The 21628-nt window shown below is 74.0% G+C and carries 18 protein-coding genes; 6 read left to right on the top strand and 12 right to left on the bottom strand.

The window, feature by feature from the left end:
- Positions 1-4 precede the first annotated feature (4 nt).
- On the top strand, positions 5-820 hold the full coding sequence (locus tag P2H44_RS17935; RefSeq protein WP_275765526.1) for a creatininase family protein: 816 nt from the start codon (positions 5-7) through the stop codon (positions 818-820).
- Positions 821-1078: 258 nt separating this feature from the next.
- Here the strand turns inward: P2H44_RS17935 and P2H44_RS17930 are convergent, their stop codons facing one another.
- Complete coding sequence (locus P2H44_RS17930; protein WP_275765525.1) at positions 1079-3271, bottom strand: methyl-accepting chemotaxis protein; 2193 nt, start codon at positions 3269-3271, stop codon at positions 1079-1081.
- Between the two features lie 64 nt (positions 3272-3335).
- The gene (locus P2H44_RS17925; RefSeq protein WP_275765523.1) at positions 3336-3947 is read right to left on the bottom strand and encodes a hypothetical protein; all 612 of its coding nucleotides are present in this window, start codon (positions 3945-3947) and stop codon (positions 3336-3338) included.
- A 271-nt stretch (positions 3948-4218) separates the two neighbouring features.
- On the opposite strand from P2H44_RS17925, the gene gap reads away from it, so the two are divergent.
- The 4 genes from gap to P2H44_RS17905 all read left to right on the top strand — a co-directional run bounded on the left by gap (position 4219) and on the right by P2H44_RS17905 (position 9148).
- Complete coding sequence (gene gap / locus P2H44_RS17920; RefSeq protein WP_275765521.1) at positions 4219-5220, top strand: type I glyceraldehyde-3-phosphate dehydrogenase; 1002 nt, start codon at positions 4219-4221, stop codon at positions 5218-5220.
- 166 nt (positions 5221-5386) lie between these two features.
- Positions 5387-5989 carry a GNAT family N-acetyltransferase gene (locus P2H44_RS17915; protein ID WP_275765519.1) on the top strand — a complete coding sequence of 201 codons (603 nt, stop codon included), beginning with the start codon at positions 5387-5389 and terminating at the stop codon, positions 5987-5989.
- 16 nt (positions 5990-6005) lie between these two features.
- A complete protein-coding gene (locus P2H44_RS17910; protein WP_275765517.1) occupies positions 6006-6629 on the top strand; it encodes a MarC family protein in 624 nt (207 codons plus the stop codon).
- Between the two features lie 128 nt (positions 6630-6757).
- Entirely contained in the window at positions 6758-9148 is a 2391-nt protein-coding gene (locus tag P2H44_RS17905) for a DNA topoisomerase IV subunit A (protein WP_275765515.1), read from the top strand.
- Positions 9149-9225: 77 nt separating this feature from the next.
- Here P2H44_RS17905 and P2H44_RS17900 read toward each other — a convergent pair whose 3' ends face one another.
- From P2H44_RS17900 to P2H44_RS17880, 5 genes are all read right to left on the bottom strand, one after another.
- A complete protein-coding gene (locus P2H44_RS17900; protein WP_275765513.1) occupies positions 9226-9654 on the bottom strand; it encodes an EVE domain-containing protein in 429 nt (142 codons plus the stop codon).
- Positions 9654-9929: a YciI family protein gene (locus P2H44_RS17895; protein ID WP_275765511.1), complete on the bottom strand. Its 276-nt coding sequence runs from the start codon at positions 9927-9929 to the stop codon at positions 9654-9656. The genes P2H44_RS17900 and P2H44_RS17895 overlap by 1 nt, the downstream gene beginning before the upstream one ends.
- Before the next feature lie 74 nt (positions 9930-10003).
- Positions 10004-10990 (bottom strand): bifunctional helix-turn-helix transcriptional regulator/GNAT family N-acetyltransferase, encoded by a 987-nt coding sequence (locus P2H44_RS17890; RefSeq protein WP_275765510.1) that lies wholly within the window; start codon positions 10988-10990, stop codon positions 10004-10006.
- Between the two features lie 159 nt (positions 10991-11149).
- Complete coding sequence (locus tag P2H44_RS17885) at positions 11150-12271, bottom strand: NAD(P)/FAD-dependent oxidoreductase (RefSeq protein ID WP_275765509.1); 1122 nt, start codon at positions 12269-12271, stop codon at positions 11150-11152.
- 132 nt (positions 12272-12403) lie between these two features.
- Entirely contained in the window at positions 12404-12892 is a 489-nt protein-coding gene (locus P2H44_RS17880; protein WP_275765507.1) for an Lrp/AsnC family transcriptional regulator, read from the bottom strand.
- Between the two features lie 97 nt (positions 12893-12989).
- On the opposite strand from P2H44_RS17880, the gene putA reads away from it, so the two are divergent.
- Entirely contained in the window at positions 12990-16493 is a 3504-nt protein-coding gene (gene putA / locus P2H44_RS17875; RefSeq protein ID WP_275765505.1) for a bifunctional proline dehydrogenase/L-glutamate gamma-semialdehyde dehydrogenase PutA, read from the top strand.
- 111 nt (positions 16494-16604) lie between these two features.
- Here putA and P2H44_RS17870 read toward each other — a convergent pair whose 3' ends face one another.
- The 5 genes from P2H44_RS17870 to P2H44_RS17850 form a co-directional block, all read right to left on the bottom strand.
- Positions 16605-17108, bottom strand: a complete 504-nt coding sequence (locus P2H44_RS17870) for an A24 family peptidase (RefSeq protein WP_275765503.1) — start codon at positions 17106-17108, stop codon at positions 16605-16607.
- A gap of 165 nt (positions 17109-17273) precedes the next feature.
- Complete coding sequence (locus tag P2H44_RS17865; protein WP_275765501.1) at positions 17274-18143, bottom strand: tetratricopeptide repeat protein; 870 nt, start codon at positions 18141-18143, stop codon at positions 17274-17276.
- The gene (locus P2H44_RS17860) at positions 18140-19132 is read right to left on the bottom strand and encodes a tetratricopeptide repeat protein (protein WP_275765499.1); all 993 of its coding nucleotides are present in this window, start codon (positions 19130-19132) and stop codon (positions 18140-18142) included. Before P2H44_RS17860 ends, P2H44_RS17865 begins: the two co-directional genes overlap by 4 nt.
- 260 nt (positions 19133-19392) lie before the next feature.
- On the bottom strand, positions 19393-20391 hold the full coding sequence (locus P2H44_RS17855; RefSeq protein WP_275765498.1) for a type II secretion system F family protein: 999 nt from the start codon (positions 20389-20391) through the stop codon (positions 19393-19395).
- A 273-nt stretch (positions 20392-20664) separates the two neighbouring features.
- Positions 20665-21627, bottom strand: a complete 963-nt coding sequence (locus tag P2H44_RS17850; protein ID WP_275765496.1) for a type II secretion system F family protein — start codon at positions 21625-21627, stop codon at positions 20665-20667.
- Position 21628: the final 1 nt, after the last annotated feature.

The raw sequence follows: 21628 nt of genomic DNA, 5'->3' as shown, positions 1-21628 counted from the left end.
GCGGATGACGCGCCGCCTGCACTGGCTGGACTACTCGACGACCGAATACGTCGACATCGACCCGGCCAAGACCATCGCCATCCTGCCCACCGCGGCCATCGAGCAGCACGGGCCCCACCTGCCCGTAGGCGTGGACACCGAGATCAACCTCGGGATGCTGCGCGAGGTCTGCGCGCGGGTCCCCGAGGACCTCGACATCCGCATCCTGCCCGTGCAGGCGGTGGGCAAGTCGAACGAGCACCTCCACGCCCCCGGCACCCTGACGCTGACCGCCGAGACGGCCTTGCGCGCCTGGGTGGAGATCGGCCTGTCCGTGGCCCGCGCGGGCGTGCGCAAGCTGGTCATCGTGAACTCTCACGGCGGCAACCTGGACCTTATCTCGATCGCGGCGCGGGAGCTGCGGGTGCGGGCGGGGATGCTGGCGGTGCGCTGCCAGTGGGGCGCCTTCGGCCATCCCGAGGGGATGCTGAGCGAGCGCGAGAAGACCTACGGCATCCATGGCGGGGACGCGGAGACCTCGCTGATGCTGCATTTCCGGCCGGAGCTGGTGCGGATGGAGCGGGCCAAGGACTTTGCGTCGAGCGCCGAGGGCATGGGGAACTTCCGCTGGCTGCGGCCCACGGGATCGGTGGCCTACGGCTGGATCGCCAAGGACCTGAACCCGGACGGGACGGTGGGCGACGCCTCGGCGGCGACCGCCGGGAAGGGCGCGGCGATCGCGGCGCACCAGGCGCAGGGGTTCATCGAACTGCTGCGCGAGGTGGAAGCGGTCGACCTCGACAGTTTCGCGGCCTTCGCGGATCCGCCTCCGGGCGCGTGACGCGCGAGGATCGGCGATGACGGTGTGGTCGGCGAACGCCGATGGCCGCTCGCCGACGGCGGGCCGGGCCTTCGGCCGGCGTGGCGCAGGCCGGGCTTCGCCCGGCCATGGCCGCCCGGAGGGCGGCCGTCGGAGCGGCGTCGATCCGCTTTTCCTGCCGGCGACGGCGCGTCGAGGCGATCTTCGGACCTGAGGCGAGACGCCCTCCGCTTGGTCGGAGGGCGTCCGCGTTTCCGGGGACGGCCGGCGCCGATCGCGTCAGGCCGCGCGATGGGCCGAGGCGCCGGGGGCGTCGGCGTTGCGGAAGAAGCCGATCAGTTCGGCCAGCGCGTCGGATTCGGCGCGCAGCGCGGACGCGGCGCGGGCGCTTTCCTCGGCGAGGGCGGCGTTGCGCTGGGTGGCGTCGTCCATGTGGGTGACGGCCGAGGTGATCTCCTGCATGCCGGTCGCCTGCTCCTTGCTAGCCTGGGCGATGTCCTCGACGGAGCCGGCGATGCTGGAGATCGAGTCGAGCAGACCGCCCAGCGCCTCGCCGGTCGCGTTCACCAGGCGCACGCCGTCGGCCACCTTGGCGCCGGAGGCGGCGATCAGCTCCTTGATGTCGCGCGCGGCCTCGGAGCTGCGCTGGGCCAGGGTGCGGACCTCGGAGGCGACCACGGCGAAGCCCTTGCCGGCCTCGCCCGCGCGGGCGGCCTCGACCGCGGCGTTCAGGGCCAGGAGGTTGGTCTGGAAGGCGATGCCGTCGATCACCGCGGTGATGTCGCCGATCCGCCCGGAGCTCGCCTCGATCTCCGACATCGAGGAGACGGCGTCGCCCACCACCTCCTGGCCCCGCTGGGCGCGCTCGCGCGCTTCGCGGGCCATGGCGGCGGCGTCGCGGGCGCCGTCGGCGTTGGTGGCGATGGTGGCCGAGATCTCCTCGACCGTGGCGGAGGTCTCCTCGATGGCCGAGGCCTGGGCCTCGGTGCGGCTCGAGAGATCGCGGGAGCCGCCGGAGACCTGTTCGATGGAGCGGCGGATGGCGGTCTCGGCATGCTTGATGTCGCCGACCAGCCCCGCCAGCCGGTCGATGGTGCGGTTGAGGCTGACCGCGAGGGCGCCGAAGCGGCCTTCGTGATGATCCCCCGCCCGGCGGGAGAGGTCGCCGTCGACCATGGCGGCGAGCGGTCGGTCGACGTCGGCCAGGAAGCCGTCCACCGTCTCGCAGATGCGGTTCACCTGGGCGCCCACGCGGTCGAGGTTCTCGTCCGCGCCGGTGCCCAGCGTCACGCGGCGGCCGAACTCGCCGCGGGCGGCGGCCGCGGCGGCGGCGTCGATCTCGCCCAGCAGCGCCAGGTCCTCGGTCCGGTCGAGCCATTCGACGACGGTGCCCAGGCGCTTGCCGGCGGGATCTTGGATCGCGTTCACCCGCAGGCTGAGGCGCCGCTCGGACAGGCGGATCTCGGTCGAGATGGTCTTGGAGAGGTCGCGCAGCATGCCGGCCTGGTGGCCGCGGTTGGCATGGAAGACGTTGAAATCCATGCCCTCGAGCGACTCGACGTCGAAGCCCGGAACGCGGCGGCGCACGTCGTCGGTCACGCGCCGGAGCACGGTCTTCAGGCCGGGGCTGACGTAGGCGATCCGGTCCTTGTCGTCCGCGACCATCAGCAGGACCTGGGCGCTGTCGACGGCGCGCTTCAGGCGGGCGGATTCCTGGCCCTGCGCATGGATCGCGGTCATCGCGCGGGCGAGGGAGCCGATCTCGTCGCGCCGGGTCCGGCCGGGCACCTCCTCGGACTGGCCGGCGAGCAGGCGGGACAGCGCATGCTCCATCGCCGAGAGCGGCCTGGAGAGCCCCACGTGCAGCGCGTAGAGCGCCAGCGCCGAGAAGGCGAGGCTGAGCCCGATGCCGATGGCGGCGTTGCGCCAGGCGGAGGCGACGATGTCGGCGACGATGACCCCGTCGCTCCATTGCACGGCGATCGCGCCGACGACGTCCTGGTCGGCCCCGAAGCCCACCGGGCGGACCAGCAGCATGCCCGAGGCGTCGCCCCAGGACCGGCCCGAGGCCAGCGCCGCCTGCACGGCGGCGGCGAGCTCGGGCGAGGCGGGGGGCAGGCCGACGGAGGCCAGCGCCGCGCCGTCGGCCGCGTAGACCGCCGCGCCCACCAGGTTCTCGCCGTTCGAATCGGCCAGGCGCTGGAGGTCGGCCTCGACGATGTCGGCCTTGCCGAAGCGCACCGCGCCCCCGAGCCCGGAGGCGGTCAGCCCGGTCACCTGCGAGACGCCTGAGCCGTAGATCCGCTGCGCGAGCGTCGAGGCCTCCCACGCGGCGAGCCAGCAGAGCACCGCGGTCAGCAGACCTGCGAAGAGCGCAGCGGCCAGCGCGATGCGGCGGCCGATCCGGGCCGGCGGCCGGCCCGAGGGCGAGGCGTCGGCGGCGGAAGCGGGGACGGGGGCGGCCGAGCTCATGCGTGCAACTCCGCTGGTCGTGCACGCCGGCGGCCCGATGCCGCCGGCGGAAGGGGCGTGGGGCTCAGTCGAGGTACTCGACGTTGACGCCGAAGGTGATCGCGCCCACGGGCGCGCCGCCGGAGATCACCGGCAGCGAGACCTGGGCCTGGTAGGTCTGCGTGCTCTCGTCCAGCTCGACGTCGGAGACGTGCACGGCGGCGGGGCCGACGAGATAGGTCTCGGACCACTTCGCCTCGTCGCCCTGCCAGTAGTCGGAGGTCGGCTCGCTGACCGCGACGTTCAGGCCGACCTGGTCCATCAGAATCACCTCGGCGATCAGGCCCTGGCTTTCGTCGCGGATCGCGACGAGGCGGGCGGAGGCGGCGCGGCCCATCACCTCGTCGACCAGCGGCCGGGCCGGGGCGCCGACCTGGGCGCGCCACTCGGCGTCGAGCTGGTCGATGCGGGCCTGGTCGGGCTTGCCGGCGGCGTTCTGGGCGGTCACCGCCTCGACGATCGCGGGTTCGGCGGCGTAGGCGGCGAGGCGGCCGGCGGCCAGCGCGCGCAGCTTCGCGTCGAACTCCGAGGCGCCGGCGAAGGCGGCGCCGGCCGAGACCAGCAGCGCCGCGGCGGCGAGGGCCGCGCCCGAGGCGAGGCGGCGGAGGGACCGGGGGACGGGGGCGGCAGGGCTCATTCTGATCTCCCATGGACGGCGCCCGGGACGAGGGGCGCGGGGCGCGGCCGGACCGCACGCCCGGCGCGCGGACTTTTCCTCCCTGGAAGCTACCGCCGGGTTAATCGCGGGGCGCGGATCGCGAGCCGGGCGGCGAAATCGCGCCGGGGCGCGGCGTCAAGGCCGCGCGGCGGCGGTTCCGTCCCGGGATCGGCCCCTATATACAGGCCGCGGAACACGCAGGGCGGCCCCAGACGCGCCGCCCGAGACAGCGCCAGGAGGAGATCGGAACATGACGGTGAAGGTTGGCATCAACGGGTTCGGCCGGATCGGGCGCAACGTCCTGCGGGCCATCGTCGAGAGCGGTCGCACCGACATCGAGGTCGTCGCGATCAACGATCTGGGCCCGGTCGAGACCAACGCCCACCTGATCCGCTACGACAGCGTGCACGGCCGCTTCCCCGGCACCGTGACCGTGTCGGGCGACACGATCGACGTGGGCCGCGGCCCGATCAAGGTGACCGCCGAGCGCGACCCCAAGAACCTGCCCTGGGGCGACGTCGACATCGCCATGGAGTGCACCGGCATCTTCGCCGACAAGGAGAAGGCCTCGGCGCACCTGGCGAACGGCTCCAAGAAGGTGCTGGTCTCGGCCCCCGCCGGCGGCGCGGACAAGACCATCGTCTACGGCGTGAACCACGGCACGCTGACCAAGGAGGACAAGGTCGTCTCGAACGCCTCGTGCACCACCAACTGCCTGGCCCCGGTGGCCTATGTCCTGGACAAGGCGGTGGGGATCGAGAAGGGGTTCATGACCACCATCCACTCCTACACCGGCGACCAGCCGACGCTGGACACGATGCACAAGGACCTCTACCGCGCCCGCGCGGCGGCCCTGTCGATGATCCCGACCTCGACCGGCGCCGCGAAGGCCGTGGGCCTGGTGCTGCCCGAGCTGAACGGCAAGCTGGACGGCGTCGCCATCCGCGTGCCGACGCCGAACGTCTCGGTCGTCGACCTGACCTTCATCGCCAAGAAGTCGACCTCGGCCGAGGAGATCAACGCCGCGATCAAGGCCGCGGCCGAGGGCGAGCTGAAGGGCGTGCTGGGCTACACGCTCGAGCCGCTGGTCTCGACCGACTTCAACCACGACCCGCACTCGTCCGTGTTCCACATGGACCAGACCAAGGTCATGGACGGCACCATGGTCCGCATCCTGACCTGGTACGACAACGAGTGGGGCTTCTCGAACCGGATGTCCGACACCGCCGTGGCGCTCGCCGCGACGATCTGATCCGGGCCGCGGGGGGCGCGGAAAGCGTCCCTCGACCCCATATGCTTAGAGACTGCAAGCGCCGACCCCCCGGGGCCGGCGCTTCGCGTTGCAAGCCGCCGCCCGACCCGCCCTCTCCCCCCGCCCCCCGCCCCCCGCCCTGCCCGACCCGAGGACGCGCCCCCGGATGATCCCCCCCGCCCCGCCGCTCCGCCCCGCCCGCCCGTTCGACGCCCCGACCCTCGCGGTCCTGGGCAACGAGGCCGGATGCGGGATCCCCTGGCGGATCTGGCGCGCGCTGGCGGGGGCGGAGGGCGACCCCTGGGCCGTCGGCGCCGCCCGCGCCTGGGCCGAGGCCGAGGAGACCGGCGGCGTCCTGGTGCTGGACGAGGGCGACGGCGCGCTGGCCGCGATGGTCATGCGCCCGGCCTCGACCACGCCGCCCTCCGAGGACCTGCCCCGCCTGATCCGGGAGCTGGTGGCGCTCGAGACCCGGGCGCCCGGCACGATCTACATCAAGACCCTCGCCGCCCTGCCCGGAGAGCGCGAGCGCGGCCACGGCCGGCGCCTGATCGCGGCGGCGGAGGCCGAGGCGGCGGCGCGCGGCCTCTCAGGCGTCTCGCTGATCGTGAACGACGCGAACCGGGACGCCCAGCGCCTCTACCTGCGGCTCGGCTTCGTCGAGGCCGGGCGCGCGCCCCAGGTCGCGGGCCTGGGCTGGACGCCCTGGGGGCGGGACTGGATTTTGATGACGCGGCCCCTCGGCGGGGGAGACGCCCTTGGGCAGTGAAGCGTGGATGGCCCCTATGGACTCGCTCCTGAGAGATTTCATCACCCTTTGGGTGGTGATCGACCCCATCGGCACGCTGCCGGTGTTCCTGGCGGTGACCTTCGGCGTCTCGGCCGCGGCGCGCCGGCGGATCGCGGTGCACGCGGTGCTGGTGGCCTTCGTGGTGCTGACGGGCTTCATCCTCGCCGGCCAGCTGGTGCTCGAGGGGCTGGGCATCCCCCTGCCCTCGTTCCAGCTGGCGGGGGGGATCGTGCTGTTCCTGTTCGCGCTGAGCATGATCTTCGGGCCCGGCAAGCCGCAGAGCGATCTCGACGACAGCGCCTCGATCACCCAGACGGCGGTGTTCCCGGTGGCGATCCCCTCGATCGCCTCGCCGGGCGCGATGCTGGCGGTGGTGATCCTGACCGACAACGACCGCTTCTCGGTCACCCAGCAGGCGATGACCGCGGGGCTGATGGCGGTGGTGCTGGCGGCGACGCTGGCGATCATGCTGGCGGTCAACCCCATCCACCGGCTGATCGGGGACGCCGGCGCCTCGGTCATCAGCCGGGTGATGGGGATGATCCTGGCCGCGGTGGCGGTGGACGCGGTGCTGAACGCACTGCAGACCATCGGCGCCCTGCCCGCGATGCAGGTCTGAGGCCCGACGCGGGGAGACGGGTTGCCTCGGCCCCGCCAAGGGCCTAGGCCGCGGCCGACACGCCCTTCCCGCGGCTGGGCCGGAATGTCCGCTGGACGTTTCGGCCGCCGGCAAGCTACACAACATATATGGCCGACGACATCGACATAGACGACATCGGGGGCGGAGACGGGGGCGGCGCGATCAGCGCCGAGCCGCTGCGCCGCGCCCTGGGCGAGCGCTACCTTCAGTACGCGCTCTCGACCATCATGCACCGGGCGCTGCCGGATGCGCGCGACGGGATGAAGCCCGTCCACCGCCGCATCCTGTGGGCGATGCGCCTGCTGCGGATGGACCCCAACCAGGGCTACAAGAAATCCGCCCGCGTCGTCGGCGACGTGATCGGCAAGTACCACCCCCACGGCGACACCGCGGTCTACGACGCGCTGGTGCGCCTCGCCCAGACCTTCGCGGTCCGCTACCCGATGGTCGACGGCCAGGGGAACTTCGGGAACGTCGACGGCGATAGCGCGGCGGCGATGCGCTACACGGAATCCCGCCTCACCTCGGTCGCCGTGCTGATGATGGAGGGGCTGGACGAGGACGCCGTCGACCTCCGCCAGACCTACGACGGCGAGGAGGAGGAGCCGGTCGTCCTGCCCGGCGCCTTCCCCAACCTGCTCGCCAACGGCGCCTCGGGCATCGCGGTGGGCATGGCGACCTCGATCCCGCCGCACAACGCGGGCGAGGTGGCCTCGGCCGCGCTGCACCTGATCAAGCACCCCAACGCCGAGATCGAGACCCTGCTCGAGAAGATGCCCGGGCCGGACTTCCCCACGGGCGGCGTGGTGGTGGAGGACCGGGCCTCGATCCTCGACGCCTACAGGACCGGGCGCGGCGGCTTCCGCCTGCGCGCGCGCTGGCATGTCGAGGACCTGGGCCGCGGGACCTGGCGGATCGTCGTCGACGAGATCCCCTACCAGGTCCAGAAATCCCGCCTGATCGAGCGGCTGGCCGACCTGATCAACGCCCGCAAGATCCCGATCCTCGCCGACGTGCGCGACGAGAGCGCCGAGGACGTGCGCGTGGTGCTCGAGCCCCGCTCGCGCAACGTGGACCCCGCGGTGCTGATGGAGACGCTGTTCAAGCAGACGGACCTGGAGACCCGGTTCCCTCTGAACATGAATGTGCTGATCGACGGCAAGGTCCCCAAGGTCTGCGACCTGCGCGAGGTGCTGCGCGCCTTCCTCGACCACCGGCGCGAGGTCCTGATCCGCCGCTCCAACCACCGGTTGGCGCGGATCGAGCGGCGGCTGGAGGTGCTGGGCGGCTACATCGTGGCCTTCCTCAACCTCGACCGCGTCATCGAGATCATCCGCAACGAGGACGAGCCCAAGCAGGCCCTGATGGCCGAGGACTGGTCCAAGTGGGGCTTCATCCGCGAAGCCGACTGGACCTGGAACCCCGAGGGCTCCGCCGCCGGCGTCTACCTGACGGAAGTCCAGGCCGAAGCCATCCTCAACATGCGCCTGCGCTCCCTGCGCCGGCTCGAGGAGATGGAGATCCGCGACGAGCGCGACGCGCTGGACGCGGAGCGCGCCGGCCTGCTGGAGCTGCTGGGCTCCGAGGACGCGCAGTGGGCGCAGATCTCGGACCAGCTGCGCAAGGTCCGCGACGAATACGGCGCGCCGCGCGCCTTCAAGGGCGCCTTCACGCCCGAGGCGCTGGACGCCCTGAAGGCGAGCTACGAGCCCTATCCCCTCGGCGCCCGCCGCACCGCCTTCGCCGACGCCCCGCGGGTGGACGTGCTGGCCGCCGAGGCGATGATCGAGCGCGAGCCGATCACCGTGATCTGCTCCGCGATGGGCTGGATCCGGGCGATGAAGGGCCACCAGGCGCTGGACGCCGAGGTGAAATACAAGGACGGCGACGGGCCGCGCTTCGTCTTCCACGCGGAGACGACGGACAAGATCCTGCTGTTCTCCTCCTCGGGCCGCTTCTTCACGCTGGCGGCCGACAAGCTGCCCGGCGGGCGCGGCACCGGCGAGCCGGTGCGCCTGATGGTGGACCTGCCCAACGAGGACGAGATGATCGCCCTCTTCCCGCACAAGCCCGGCGCGAAGCGGCTGCTGGCCTCGAGCGCCGGCGACGGCTTCGTGCTGGTCGAGGACGAGGCGGTGGCCCAGACCCGCGCCGGCAAGCAGGCGTTGAACGCCAAGGCCCCGCACAAGGCGGTCGTCTGCGCGCCGGTCGCAGGCGACACGGTCGCGGTCGTGGGCGACAACCGCAAGCTGCTGGTTTTCCCGCTCGAGGAGCTGCCGGAGATGGCCCGCGGCAAGGGCGTTCGGCTGCAGAAGTACAAGGACGGCGGCCTCTCGGACGCGCGCACCTTCGCCCGCGCCGAGGGCCTTCAGTGGACCATGGGCGGCGGACGCACCCGCACGGTGCTCGACCCCGAGCTGCAGGAATGGACCGGCCCGCGCGCCGGGACCGGCCGCATGGCGCCGCGGGGCTTCCCGCAGGACAAGAAGTTCAGCTGAGCCCCGAGCGAGGCCTGGAACAAGAAACGCCCGGACCGTCGGTCCGGGCGTTTTCGTTTCACCGGGGGAAGGCTCCTTCAGGCGCCGGGGCCGTCGTAGCCGCCCATCTCGCAGACCACTTTCCACTCCTCCGCCGTCACCGGCTGGACCGAGAGGCGGGTGTTCTTGACCAGGAACATCTCGGCGAGGCGCGGCTCGTCCTTGCACTCGGCCAGCGTCACCGGCCGCGGGAACGGGGCCACCGCCTTGATGGTCACGCATTCCCAGCGCGGATCGTCGGTCTTGGGATCGGGGGCGGCGGGGGCGATGACCTCGACCACGCCCATCACCCGCTTCTCGTTCACCGAGTGGTAGAAGAACCCGAGGTCCCCCACCGACATCTCGCGCATGTTGTTGCGGGCCTGGTAGTTGCGCACCCCGTCCCAGGGCTCGCCCTCGTCGCCCTTCGCCACCTGGTCCTCCCAGCCCCAGGTGTTTGGCTCGGACTTGAACAGCCAGTAGCGCATCACTTGCCCACCACGTGGACGAAGCCCTTGATCTCGACCGACTCGAACAGGCCCGCCTTGGCGTAGGGATCGCCGGCGGCCCAGGCCTCGGCCTCGGCGCGGTCGTCGGTGCTCAGCATCAGGACCGAGCCGCAGGGCTTGCCGTCCTCGCCCAGCATCGGCCCGCCGAAGGCGGCGGCGCCGGTGTCGGCGATGTAGGCCAGGTGCGCCTCGCGGGTGGCGAGCCGCAGGTCCAGCGCGCCGGGCTTGTCGCGGCAGATCACGATATGGGGCATGGGCGTCCTCCGGATGATCGGGTCGCCCTGCGGAATGCCATCTTTCGTCCCCGCCCGCCAGAGGCGGGGGCGCCTCAGGCGGTGAGGTCCAGGCTCCAGGTCTCCTCCACCGTGGGGCCCGCGCCGAAGCCGGCGCCGGGCTCGGAGGCGACCAGCCGGAACCCCTCGGAGGCGTAGATGCCCCGCGCGGCCGACAGGCACGAATGGGTCCACAGGTCGAGGCGGGAGAGCCCCCTCTCCCGCGCCGCCCGGATCACCTCGCGAACCAGCGTGCGGCCGAGGCCGAGGCCGCGCGCCGCGGGCTCGAGGTAGAGCATCCGCAGCTTGCCCGCGCCGGGACCGCCGGGGACCAGGAAGACGGAGCCCAGGATCTCTCCGTCCCGCTCCGCGATCCAGGCGCGGTGGCTGCGCGGGTCGGCGGCCTCGATGCAGTCGGCGGCGATGCGGGCGACGGCGGCCTCGAAGCGCGCGTCCCAGCCGTATTCGGCGGCGTAGAGGGCGCCGTGGCGGTGCACGATCCAGCCCATGTCGCCGGGGCGCAGGTCGCGCAGGATCACCGGCCCGGGCGCGGGCGCGGGGGCGGCGGAGAGCAGCGCCTCCGCCTCCGCCATCGCCCGGCGCAGGCGGGCGCGCGCCTCGGGCGAGAGCCGGTCGAGCGTCGCGTCGGCCAGCCGGTCGGAGCCCGCCTCCAGCTCCGCCGCGGCGGCGAGCCCCGACGGCGAGAGGGCGAGGGAGCGGGTGCGCCGGTCCTCGCCGGGCGCGGTCTCGACCAGGCCGCGCCGGGTCAGGCGGGCGAGCAGGCGCGAGAGATAGGCGGGGTCGAGGTCCAGCGAGCGGGCGAGGGCGGCGGCGGTGGGCGGCGCCTCGGCATGGCGCAGCTCCCAGATAACCCGCGCCTCGGCCAGCGAGAACTCGGAGCCGTTCAGCCGCTCGTTCAACGCGCCCGCATAGGCGGTGGCGAAACGGTTGAAGCGGCGCACCGCGTCGCGGTCGCGTCGGCGGTCCGGCGGACAAGTCGCGGCATCGGTCTCCGTTTCAACCCGGGCGATCTCGGCGGTCATGGCGGCCCTCCCCTTCCGATGACATCGTCACCGGATTCGTGGACAGAGTCAACGAATGAGCCGCACGAGTCCGCGCGCCGCCCCCGGCGCGCCGGGGTGGGCGGGCGGGAAGCGCGCCGGGGGCGGCGCGCGGGCGGCCCCCGGCGCGACGTCGGGCGATCAGGCGGGCAGCGCGGCCATGCGGCGGGCGACCTCGGCCTCGGGCGCCTCGCCCAGCGCCGCGGCGGCCACGTCCTCGCCGCTCAGGGCGCCGAACTTGAAGCCATGGCCGGAGTCGGCCGAGACGGCCCAGAGCCGGTCGCGCCGCTTCAGCACGAAGCGGTCGCCGGGCGCGCAGGTGAAGTGGTTCGCCTGGCCCCAGCGCACCTGGAAGCGGTCGATGTCGCGGAAGCGGCCGCGGTAGACGTCGAGCATCCGCTGGATCTCGGCGGCCTGCATGGTGCGGTCCTCGGGGTCGGGCCGGTCGCGCCCCATCGTGGCGCAGCCCAGCTTCAGCGGCAGCCCGTCCACCGGGGGCAGGCCCCACAGGTCGTCCTCGCCGCCCAGATCCGTCCAGCAGGGGGCGGAGGCCCAGGCCTCGGCCAGGTCCGCGGGCGGATCGGCGTAGAGGATCACCGTGCGCCGCGCCCAGAGCTCGGGCAGCAGGTCCGGCGCCAGCGCCTGCGCGCCCACGCCGCCGGCCAGCACCACCACGTCGGCCGACAGCACGCGTCCGTCGGCGAGCGAGACCTCCCCCGCCTCCGCGTCGATGGCGCTCACCGGCGACTGCTCGAGGATCGAGACGCCCTGCGCCCGCAGCCGCTCGGCCAGGTCCACCAGGATGTGGTTGGCCATCAGGCAGCCGCCGCGGGAGACGAAGCCGTAGCCCTCGTTGGAGGGCTCGAGATGCGGGAAGCGCTCGGCCAGCTCGCCGGGCGCCAGCCGCTCGTAGGGCTGGCCGGCGGTCTCCATCGCGGCGCGGGCGCGGTCGCCCCAGTCGCCGGGCTCGCGGCTCAGGGTCAGCACGCCGCGCTCGTGGTAGTAGCGGGTCGCGGGGCCCGGCAGGTCGGCCCACAGGGCCTCCCACGCCGCGTAGGCCTCGGTCATCCGGGCGCAGTAGCCGGGGTCGGCGTAGCTCAGCCGGATCATGCGGTGATGATCGCAGGAGGCGGCGCGCGGATCGGGGACGGACCCGCGCTCGACCACCGTGACGGCGGCCCCGCGGCGGGCGAGCGACCAGGCGGTGCAGAGGCCCACGACCCCCGCGCCCACCACGATCGCCGAAGGCGTGGACTGGCTCATGCCGCGGACCCTGCGCCGGCCCGCGGGGACCGTCAAGCGGGCGCGCCGGCCCCGGACAGGGCGCCGCGGCCCCCCTCCCGCCCGCGCGCCGCAGGCGCGGCGCCGCCCGCAGGGCGGCCTGCGCGGCGGGCCTCAGATCTCGCCGATCGGGGCGTCGTCCTTGACCGCCTCCATCGCGACATATGTCGAGGAGGAGGCCACATGCGGCAGCGCCGAGATCCGGTCCGCCAGCACCACGCGATAGCCGGCGATGTCGCGCGTGCGCACCTTGAGGAGATAGTCGAACCCGCCCGCGATCATGTGGCACTCCTCGACCTCCGGGATCGCGCGCACGGCGGCGTTGAACGCGCGCAGCGCCGCCTCGCGGGTGTCGCCGAGGCGGATCTCGACGAAGACCACGTGGGCGAGGCCGAGGCGGATGGGCGAGAGCACCGCGCGATAGCCCGCGATCACCCCCGCCTCCTCCAGTCGCCGCACCCGCGCGGCGACCGGGGTCTTGGACAGGCCCACGCGGGCGGCGAGCTCGGTCATCGACAGCCGCCCCTCGGCCGAGAGCTCGCGCAGAATCGCGCGGTCGAAGCGGTCGAGGTCCGGCAGCGCATTCGGATCGTCAGAGAGCATGATTTCAGTCCGATCGACCATGAAACGGAGAACAGAAGCCGAAACGGCTGGAGCGACCTCGCTACAATAGACCGACCCCGATGGAGGCGGAAGCCAGATGACCCCACGCGTCGAGACCCACCCCGACCCCTGGACCCTGATCGAGGGCGCCAAGCGCCGCCCCGAGGCGCCGCTGCTGGCCGAACTCGAGGCCGCCGCCGACCTCTCGCCCTCCGCCCGCGCCGCCGCGGTCGCCCGCGCCGCGGGCTGGGTGCGCGCGGTGCGCGCCGACGACCGGCCGGGACTGACGGAGTCGATGCTCGCGGAATACGGGCTCTCGACGGAGGAAGGCGTCTCGCTGATGTGCCTCGCCGAGGCGCTGCTGCGGGTGCCCGACGCCGAGACCATCGACGCGCTGATCGAGGACAAGATCGCCCCCTCCGACTGGGGCCGGCACCTGGGCCGCTCGGCCTCGAGCCTGGTGAACGCCTCCACCTGGGCGCTGCTGCTGACGGGCCGGGTGCTGGACGACAAGGCGCCGGGCGTGGCGGGGCGCCTGCGCGGCGCGATCAAGCGGCTGGGGGAGCCGGTGATCCGGACCGCCGTCGCCGCCGCGATGCGCGAGCTGGGCCGCCAGTTCGTGCTGGGCGAGACCATCCACTCGGCCATGGACCGCGCCAGGGGGATGGAGGCGAAGGGCTACGCCTATTCCTACGACATGCTGGGCGAGGCGGCGATGACCGCCGCCGACGCCGCCCGCTATGCGCGCAGCTACGCCGACGCCATCGCCGCCATCGGCGCGCGGGCGAGCCATGGCGACGTGCGCCGGAACCCCGGCATCTCGGTGAAGCTCTCCGCCCTGCATCCCCGCTACGAGGTGGCGCAGGAGGCCCGCGTGATGGCGGAGCTGGTCCCCGCCCTCTCGGCCCTCGCCCGCCAGGCGGCGGCGGCCAACATCTCGCTCGCCATCGACGCCGAGGAGCAGGACCGTCTCGCCCTCTCGCTCAAGGTGATCGAGCGGGTGCTGGAGGATCCGGCGCTGGCGGACTGGCAGGGCTTCGGCGTGGTGGTGCAGGCCTACGGCCGGCGCGCCCTGCCGGTGGTCGAGTGGCTGCATGCCCTGGCGACCCGGCTCGACCGCCGCATCACCCTGCGGCTGGTGAAGGGCGCCTACTGGGACGGCGAGATCAAGCACGCCCAGGTCGAGGGGCTCGAGGATTTCCCCGTCTTCACCCGCAAGGCGGCCTCCGACGTCAGCTACCTCGGCATCGCGCGGCGGCTGCTGGGGATGACCGACCGCATCTTCCCCCAGTTCGCCACCCACAACGCCCACACCCTCGCCGCGGTGCTGGAGATGGCGGGCGACCTGCCGCGCGACGCCTTCGAGGTCCAGCGCCTGCACGGCATGGGCGAGGCGCTGCATGCCCGCGTGAAGGCAGAGGCGGGGACCGGCTGCCGGATCTACGCCCCCGTGGGCGCGCATCGCGACCTGCTCGCCTACCTGGTGCGGCGGCTGCTGGAGAACGGGGCCAACTCCTCCTTCGTGAACCGGATCATGGACGCGTCCGTCTCGCCCGAGGCGGTGGCCGCCTGCCCGTTCGAGGCGCTGGCCGCCGCCCCCGTGCCGAACCCGCGCCTGCCCACCGGGCCGCACATCTTCGACCCCCGCCGCAACAGCGCCGGCGCCGACCTGACCGACGCCCCGGACCTCGCCGCGCTGGAGGCCGAGCGGACGGCCGCGCTCGCCGGCGAGCCGCCGGTCGCGGCCCCGATCCTGGCCGTCGAGGCGCAGGGCCGCGCGCCCGTCCCGGTGATCTCTCCCGCGACCGGGGAACGGGTCGGCGAGGTGATCGACGCAGCCCCCGAGGACGTCGAGGCCGCGCTCGCCGCCGCCCGCCCCTGGGACGCCCCGCCCGAGACCCGCGCCGCCGTCCTGCGCCGGGCCGCCGACCTCTACGAGGCGGAACGGGGGCCGATCCTCGCCATCCTCGCGCGCGAGGCCGGCAAGACCATCCCCGACGCCATCGGCGAGATCCGCGAGGCGGTGGACTTCCTGCGCTACTACGCCGACCAGGCCGAGACCGACCTGCCCGGCGCCCCGCGCGGCGTCTTCGCCTGCATCAGCCCCTGGAACTTCCCGCTGGCGATCTTCACCGGCCAGGTCTCGGCCGCGCTCGCCGCGGGCAACGCGGTGCTGGCGAAACCCGCCGAGCAGACCCCGCTGATCGCCCACCTCGCCGTCCAGCTGATGCGCCGCGCCGGCGTCCCGTCGGATGCCCTCCAGTTCGTGCCTGGCGACGGGGAGACGGTGGGCGTCGCGCTCACCTCCGACGCCCGCGTCGACGGCGTCGCCTTCACCGGCGCCACCGAGACCGCCCAGGCGATCCGCCGCGTGATGGCCGAGAACCTCGCCCCCGGCGCGCCCCTGATCGCCGAGACCGGCGGGCTGAACGCGATGATCGTGGACACCACCGCCCTGACCGAGCAGGCGGTGCGCGATGCCGTGAACTCCGCCTTCCGCTCCGCCGGCCAGCGCTGCTCGGCGCTGCGCTGCCTCTACGTGCAGAAGGAGGCGGAGGGGCGGCTGGTCTCGATGCTCAAGGGCGCGATGGACGAGCTGACCATCGGCGACCCCTGGGCGCTCGCGACCGACGTGGGCCCGCTGATCGACGCGCAGGCGCGCGAGGGGATCGCGGCCCATGTCGAGGACGCCCGCGCCGAGGGCCGCCTGCTGCACGAGACCCGCCTGCCGACGGAAGCCGCGGCGCAGGGCCACTTCCTCGCCCCCACGCTGATCCGCGTGGACGGCATCGCGGACATCGAGCGGGAGGTCTTCGGCCCCGTCCTCCACGTCGCCACCTTCGAGGGCGACGAGCTGGACGCGGCGATCGACGCGATCAACGCCCGCGGCTACGGCCTGACCTTCGGCCTGCACACCCGCATCGACGGCCGCGTGCAGCACGTGGCCGAGCGGGTGCGCGCCGGCAACCTCTACGTGAACCGCAACCAGATCGGGGCCATCGTCGGCAGCCAGCCCTTCGGGGGCGAGGGCTTGTCCGGGACCGGGCCGAAGGCGGGGGGCCCGCGCTACCTCGCCCGCTTCCGCGCCCTGCCCGCCCCGCCGGTGGAGGCGCCCGGCGCCGCCGCGACGGCGCCCCTCGCGGCCTCGGTCGTGCAGGAGCGGCTGGCGCGGACCGGGGGCGCCGGCGCGCTGATCGAGGCGCAGTCGCTGCCGGGGCCGACGGGGGAGTCCAACCGGCTCGCCCGCATCGCCCGCGCGCCGCTCCTCTGCCTCGGGCCGGGGGCCGCGGCGGCCGCCGCCCAGGCCCGCGCGGTGCGCGCGCTGGGCGGCATCTCGGCGGAGGCGCCCGAGGGCGTCGCGCCGGAAACCCTGACCGGGCTGACCGGCTTCTCCGGCGCCCTGTGGTGGGGGGATGCGCAGACCGGCCGGGCGTTCGCCCGCGCGCTCGCCGCCCGGCCCGGCCCGATCCTGCCCCTGATCGCCGAGGCGCCCGACGCGGGCCACGCGGCGCTGGAGCGGCACCTGTGCGTGGACACCACCGCGGCGGGGGGCAACGCCTCGCTCCTCGCGGCGGCGGAGGAGCAGGCCCCGGCCGCCTGAGCGTGCGCGAAGGCGGGGCCGCGCCCGCCCCGCGGGGACGCCGCGGCGGGCGCGGGGCCGGCCACGGGCGGGCGCGTCGCGCCGCGGCCCGGCCGGCCGCCCGGCGCAGGCTCAGGCGGTCATCGCCGCGATGAAGCCGAAATAGCCCAGCATGGCCGCCGCGATGGACAGGCCCATGGGAAAGCGCGCGCCCTTGCGCAACGAGCGCCAGCTCGTCTCGCGCCCGCCCAGCGCCGCGCGCGCGATGTGGATCGCCGCCAGGCCCAGCGCCAGCGCCAGCGCCAGCATCTGCAGCACCAGACCCGCGTGGTGCAGCGGCACGTAGAGCGCGCAGGCCGCCAGCATCTTCACGTCGCCGCCCCCCATGCGGCCCAGCGAGAAGAAGCCGAACCCCACCACCAGCACCAGCAGCCCCCCCGCGGCGCGCCAGGCGACCTCCTCCAGCGGCAGCGAGGCCAGTCCGAAGGCGAGGAAGATCAACGCGAGCCCCCCGTTCAGCCAGTTCGGGATCCGCATCCGGCGCAGGTCCCAGACCGCCGCGGCGATCAGCAGCGGCGCCGTGCACAACAAGGCGGCCCATGCCGCCGCCCGGGGCGTCAGCTCGAGAAGTCCCATGTTCCCCCTTCCTCGCCGCCCCTTGCGGGACGACGACATTCGCCTGCGCGTCCGGAAGCCCCCTCGGCCCCGATCGACGCGCCTACGCGACGAAATCGCGGAGCGAGAGGCTCCGCGAGACCAACCGCCCGCGGGCCGGGGCCCGCGCGCCTTTCTCGCTGCGGATCAGGATCCGCGCAGCGCCGACAGCTTCTCCGCCGCCGGCGCGTAGTAGGCAGGGTGCGAGTCCAGCGACTGCTGGAGCAGGGACTCCGCCATCTCCCGGTCGCCCTGCCGAAGCGCGATGACGCCCAAGTTGTGCAGCAGGACCGCTTTTTCCTCTCCCGTCAAGCTTACGACCGGCAGGCGGTAGCGCCGCTGCAGGCCGTTCGCGATCGCCAGGTTGTTCTTGGCCGAGAACATCGAGGGGTCGTAGACCAGCGCCTGCTCGAAGAGCCGCTCGGCCTGCTCGAACTCGCCGCGGGCCATCTTCGACACGCCCCAGTTGTTCAGCACCGCCGCCGGCTGGGGGGAGAGGGCGCGCGCCCGCTCCCACGCGGCGTCCGCGGCCGCCCAGTCCTCGCGGTGGTCGGCCATCAGCGCGGTCAGCATGGTGCGCCGGTCGGACTGGTAGTCGTCGGGGACCTTGGCCGCCTCGATCTCCGCCTCGGGCCACATGTCGAGGCGCGCGAGCACCAGGGCGTATTCGACGTGGTCGCGGGGCATCGCCTGGTTCGCCTCGACCAGGTCGCGGAACACCACCCGCGCCTCGGCGTAGCGCCCGGCCTTGGCGAGGCTGCGGGCAAGGCCGCGGCGCAGGCTGGGGCTCTCGGGGTCCGAGGCGAGCGCGTCGCGGAAATAGGCGACCGCCTCGTCGGCGCCGGCGACGGTGAGCATGATCTCGTTGATCGAGGCTTCGTCGAGCGGGTTGCGGTTGTCCTTGCGTTCCTCGTCGCCGTCGACGGTGGCGCGGGGCAGGTCGCCGGCGCAGCCGGCGAGCAGCGGCGCGCCGAGCAGTAGCGTCGCGACGGCGAGGCGGCGGAGGATGGGGCTCACGCTTCGATCTCCGGTCGGGGAACGGGGGGGCGGGCGACGGACGGGGCCGCGGCCCGCGCAGGGTCGGGTACGGGGGCGGAGGCCGGCGCAGGCGCGGCGACGACCGAGGCCGGCAGGTCCGGGATCGGCGCCAGCGGCCGGCCGCGGGCGCGCGCGACCATGGCGAGGTTGCGCGACAGCTCCGAGGGCGGCGCCAGGCCGCGGCGGGCCAGCAGGTCGACCGCGGCGCGGAACTCCGCCTCCGCCTCGTCGAGCCGGCCCATGTCGTAGAGCGCGGCGCCCAGGTTGTTGCGGGCCGCGGGACTGTTGGGCCAGGCCTCCGCCGCGCGGGACAGCACGTCGAGCGCGGGGCGCCTGCGCCCCAGCGCGCGGTAGGAGGCGCCCAGGCCCAGCAGGGTCTCGAGCGTCGGGCCCTCTTCCAGCAGGGCCTGGCGGAAGGCGCGGGCGGCGGGCTCGGCCCGGCCGGACTCGAGCAGCGCCCAGCCGCGGCGGGAGGCGGGGCCCGGCCCGCGGGCCGCGGCCTCGTTCGCCTCGGCCCGCGCCACCCCGTCGAGGGCGACGGCGAGGCGGGCGTCGGGGGCGGGGATCGGCTTGCCGAGATCCGGCTCCGGTTCGCCCTCCGCCTCGCCGTCGAAGAGCGAGGCGAAGAAGGCGGCGGGGGCGGAGAGGAGGTCGTCGTCCTCCTCCACCGTCTCGGCGACCTCGGTCGGCGGCGGCGCGGCGGCCGGGGCGGCGACGAGGCCGGGGGCGGCGCCGGCGCGGTCCCCGGAGGGCCGCGGCGCGGGCGCGAAGAGCGCGTCGGCGGTGGCCTTCGCCTCCGGCGTGGTGGGGCCGCGCACGCGCGGGGCCGCGGGCGCGGCGGCGACGTCGGCGCCCGGCGCCACGGGCGGAGGCGCGGGCGCGGCGACCGGGGGCGCCGGCGCGGCGGCGCGGGGGGCGGAGGGCGCCGTCTGAGCCGAACCGGCGGCGCCCGGTCCGGCCTGGCCCATGCGGGCGGTCCAGTCGGTGACGCCGGCGGCGGAGGTCGGGCGCGGCGCCTCGGGGAAGGCCGCGGAGGCCGCGCTCGGAGCCGGGGCCGCCGGCGCGGGGGACGGATCGCCCGCGCCCGGGACGCCCATGCAGCCGGAGGCGGAGGCCGCGAGGGCGAGGATCGACAGCCGCCCTGCCCCGCCGCGGCGCCGTGCGGCGATCGACGGGCCCGCCCACGGAGCGGGCGCCTGCGGGCTCGGCACGGGGGGGCGGGGGACGCTCACTTGCCCTGGGTCAGGAACTTGGCGATGTCGGCGAGCGACGGGCCGATGAGGATGATCATCAGCGGCGGCACGGTGAAGAACATCGTGCCCAGCGTCAGCTTGGTCGGCAGCTTGTTGGCCTTCTCCTCGGCGCGCATCACGCGCTTGTCGCGCATCTCGGCGGCGTAGACCCGGAGCGCCTCGGCGATCGAGGTGCCGAACTGCGAGCTCTGGATCAGCACGGTCACGAAGCTGGAGATGTCGGGCACGCCGGCGCGGACGCCGAAGTCGCGCAGCACCTGACTGCGCTCCTTGCCCGCGCGCATCTCGACCGAGACGATCTGGAACTCCTCGGCGAGCGAGGGGTGCGCGTGCTCCATCTCCTGGGAGACGCGCAGCAGCGCCTGGTCGAGCGACTGGCCCGCCTCGACGCAGACCAGCATCATGTCGAGCGCGTCGGGGAAGCCGTTGCCGATCTCGTCCTGGCGGGCGGCCCGGCGGCGGGTGACCCAGTAGGAGGGCAGCGCATAGCCCGCCGCCACCCCGCCGATGACCGAGTAGGAGAGCACGTCGACCTCGGTCCCGCGCAGCAGCGCGAAGGCGAGCGCGCCGACCCCGATCAGCACCGCGCCCAGCACGCGGGCCACGAAGAAGGCCTGCACCGCGGTGCGCGAGCGATAGCCCGCCTGCATCAGCTTCTCGCGCGCGCCCTTGATCTTCTCCTGGTCCTTGGGCTGGAACAGGGGGGCGAGGGTGGCGAGGCGGCTGGGCTTGGCGGCGTCGGCGCGAAGGCCCGCGGCGTCCTGGCGGCGTCGGGCGCCGGTGGCGTTCGCGCGGCTGGCGGCGGCCAGGCGCATCGCCTCGCGCTCCCGCTCCAGCTTCTGCAGGGGGTCGTTGCGGCGGAACATCAGGATCGGCAGGGCGGTGAAGATCAGGATCAGCCCGAAGCCCCCCATGACCCATACAGGGCCCATGGGGCCGAAGGCCGCGATCAGCGCTTCGAAGATCCGGTTCACCTGCCGCCCGTCTCGCTTCTGCGCGGCGGCGTCCGCCGCGCTGGTTCCCGATCCGGCGCCTGGCCGGCGCCTGCCCCCGTCGGCGCTTCGTCCGCGCCGCTCTTTTCCCCGGCGCGTTGGTCCGCGCCGCTCTCGTTTCTTGCGCGTTGGTCCGCGCCGCTCTTCTGCTCGGCGCGTTCAGCCGCGCCGCTCTTGTCTTCCGCGCCCTGTCCGCGCCGATCTCGCCCTCGGCGCGCCGGGAGGCGCCGCCGTCGTCGCGCCTCGCGCCTGGGCTCAGACCTTGATGTTCACCATCATGCGCATGAAGACGATGTTGATCGCAAGCATCACGCCCACCGCGATGGTGGCGGGCACGAAGAACGGGCTGTCCACCACGCCGTCGTAGTAGTCCGGCCGGATCAGCTGCACCGCGATCAGCGCGAGGATCGGGAAGGCCGAGAGGAACCAGCCCGACCAGCGGCTCTCGGCCGTGATCGCGTTCACCCGGCGGAACAGCTTGAAGCGGGAGCGCACGACCGCCGCGAGCCCCGCGAGGATCTCGGCCAGGTTGCCGCCCGACTGGCTCTGGATCGAGACGGCCATGGCGAGGAAGCGCAGGTCGGGCACCGCGATGCGCTCGGCCATCCGCTCCAGGCTCTCGTTCACGTCGAGGCCGTAGATCGCCTCGTCGGCGATGATGCCGAACTCGGTCCCGATGGGGTCGTCCATCTCCTTGGCCACGATCGACACGGCCGAGGAGAACGGGTGCCCGATGCGCAGGGCGCGCACCATAAGCTCGATCGCCTCGGGGAGCTGCTCCTCGAACCGGGCGAGGCGCTTCTTGGCGCGGCCGTTCACCCAGAAGAACATCACCCCGAAGGCCATCGCCAGCGCCACGGGGGCCGAGACCAGCGGCCCGAGGTTGGTGAAGACCATCAGCGCCACGAAGACCGCGCCTGCGGCCGTGCCGGTCAGCATCATGATCGTGCGCGGCGACCAGGGGATGTTGGCCTGGGCCGCCTTCTCGAAGATCCCCGCCAGCAGGGGCGTGCCCGAGGCGTTGACGTGCCGCTCCCGCTCCTTGCGGAGCTGGGAGAGAACCTCGAGCGGGTCGTCCCCCTTCTCGAGCATCATCAGGCGGCGGTTGACCTTCGCGTTGCGGCGCGCCGAGCGCCCGAAGGCCAGCAGGTAGAGCCCCTCGACCGCGAGGAAGACCCCGATGAAGATCAGTGCGAAGACCAGCGGCGCGACGCTCATG

This window comes from Albimonas marina (assembly GCF_029223255.1).
Lineage (GTDB): Bacteria > Pseudomonadota > Alphaproteobacteria > Rhodobacterales > Rhodobacteraceae > Albimonas.
Note: the sequence above shows the minus strand (reverse complement) of the source record. Positions and strands in the feature narration are given on the sequence as shown.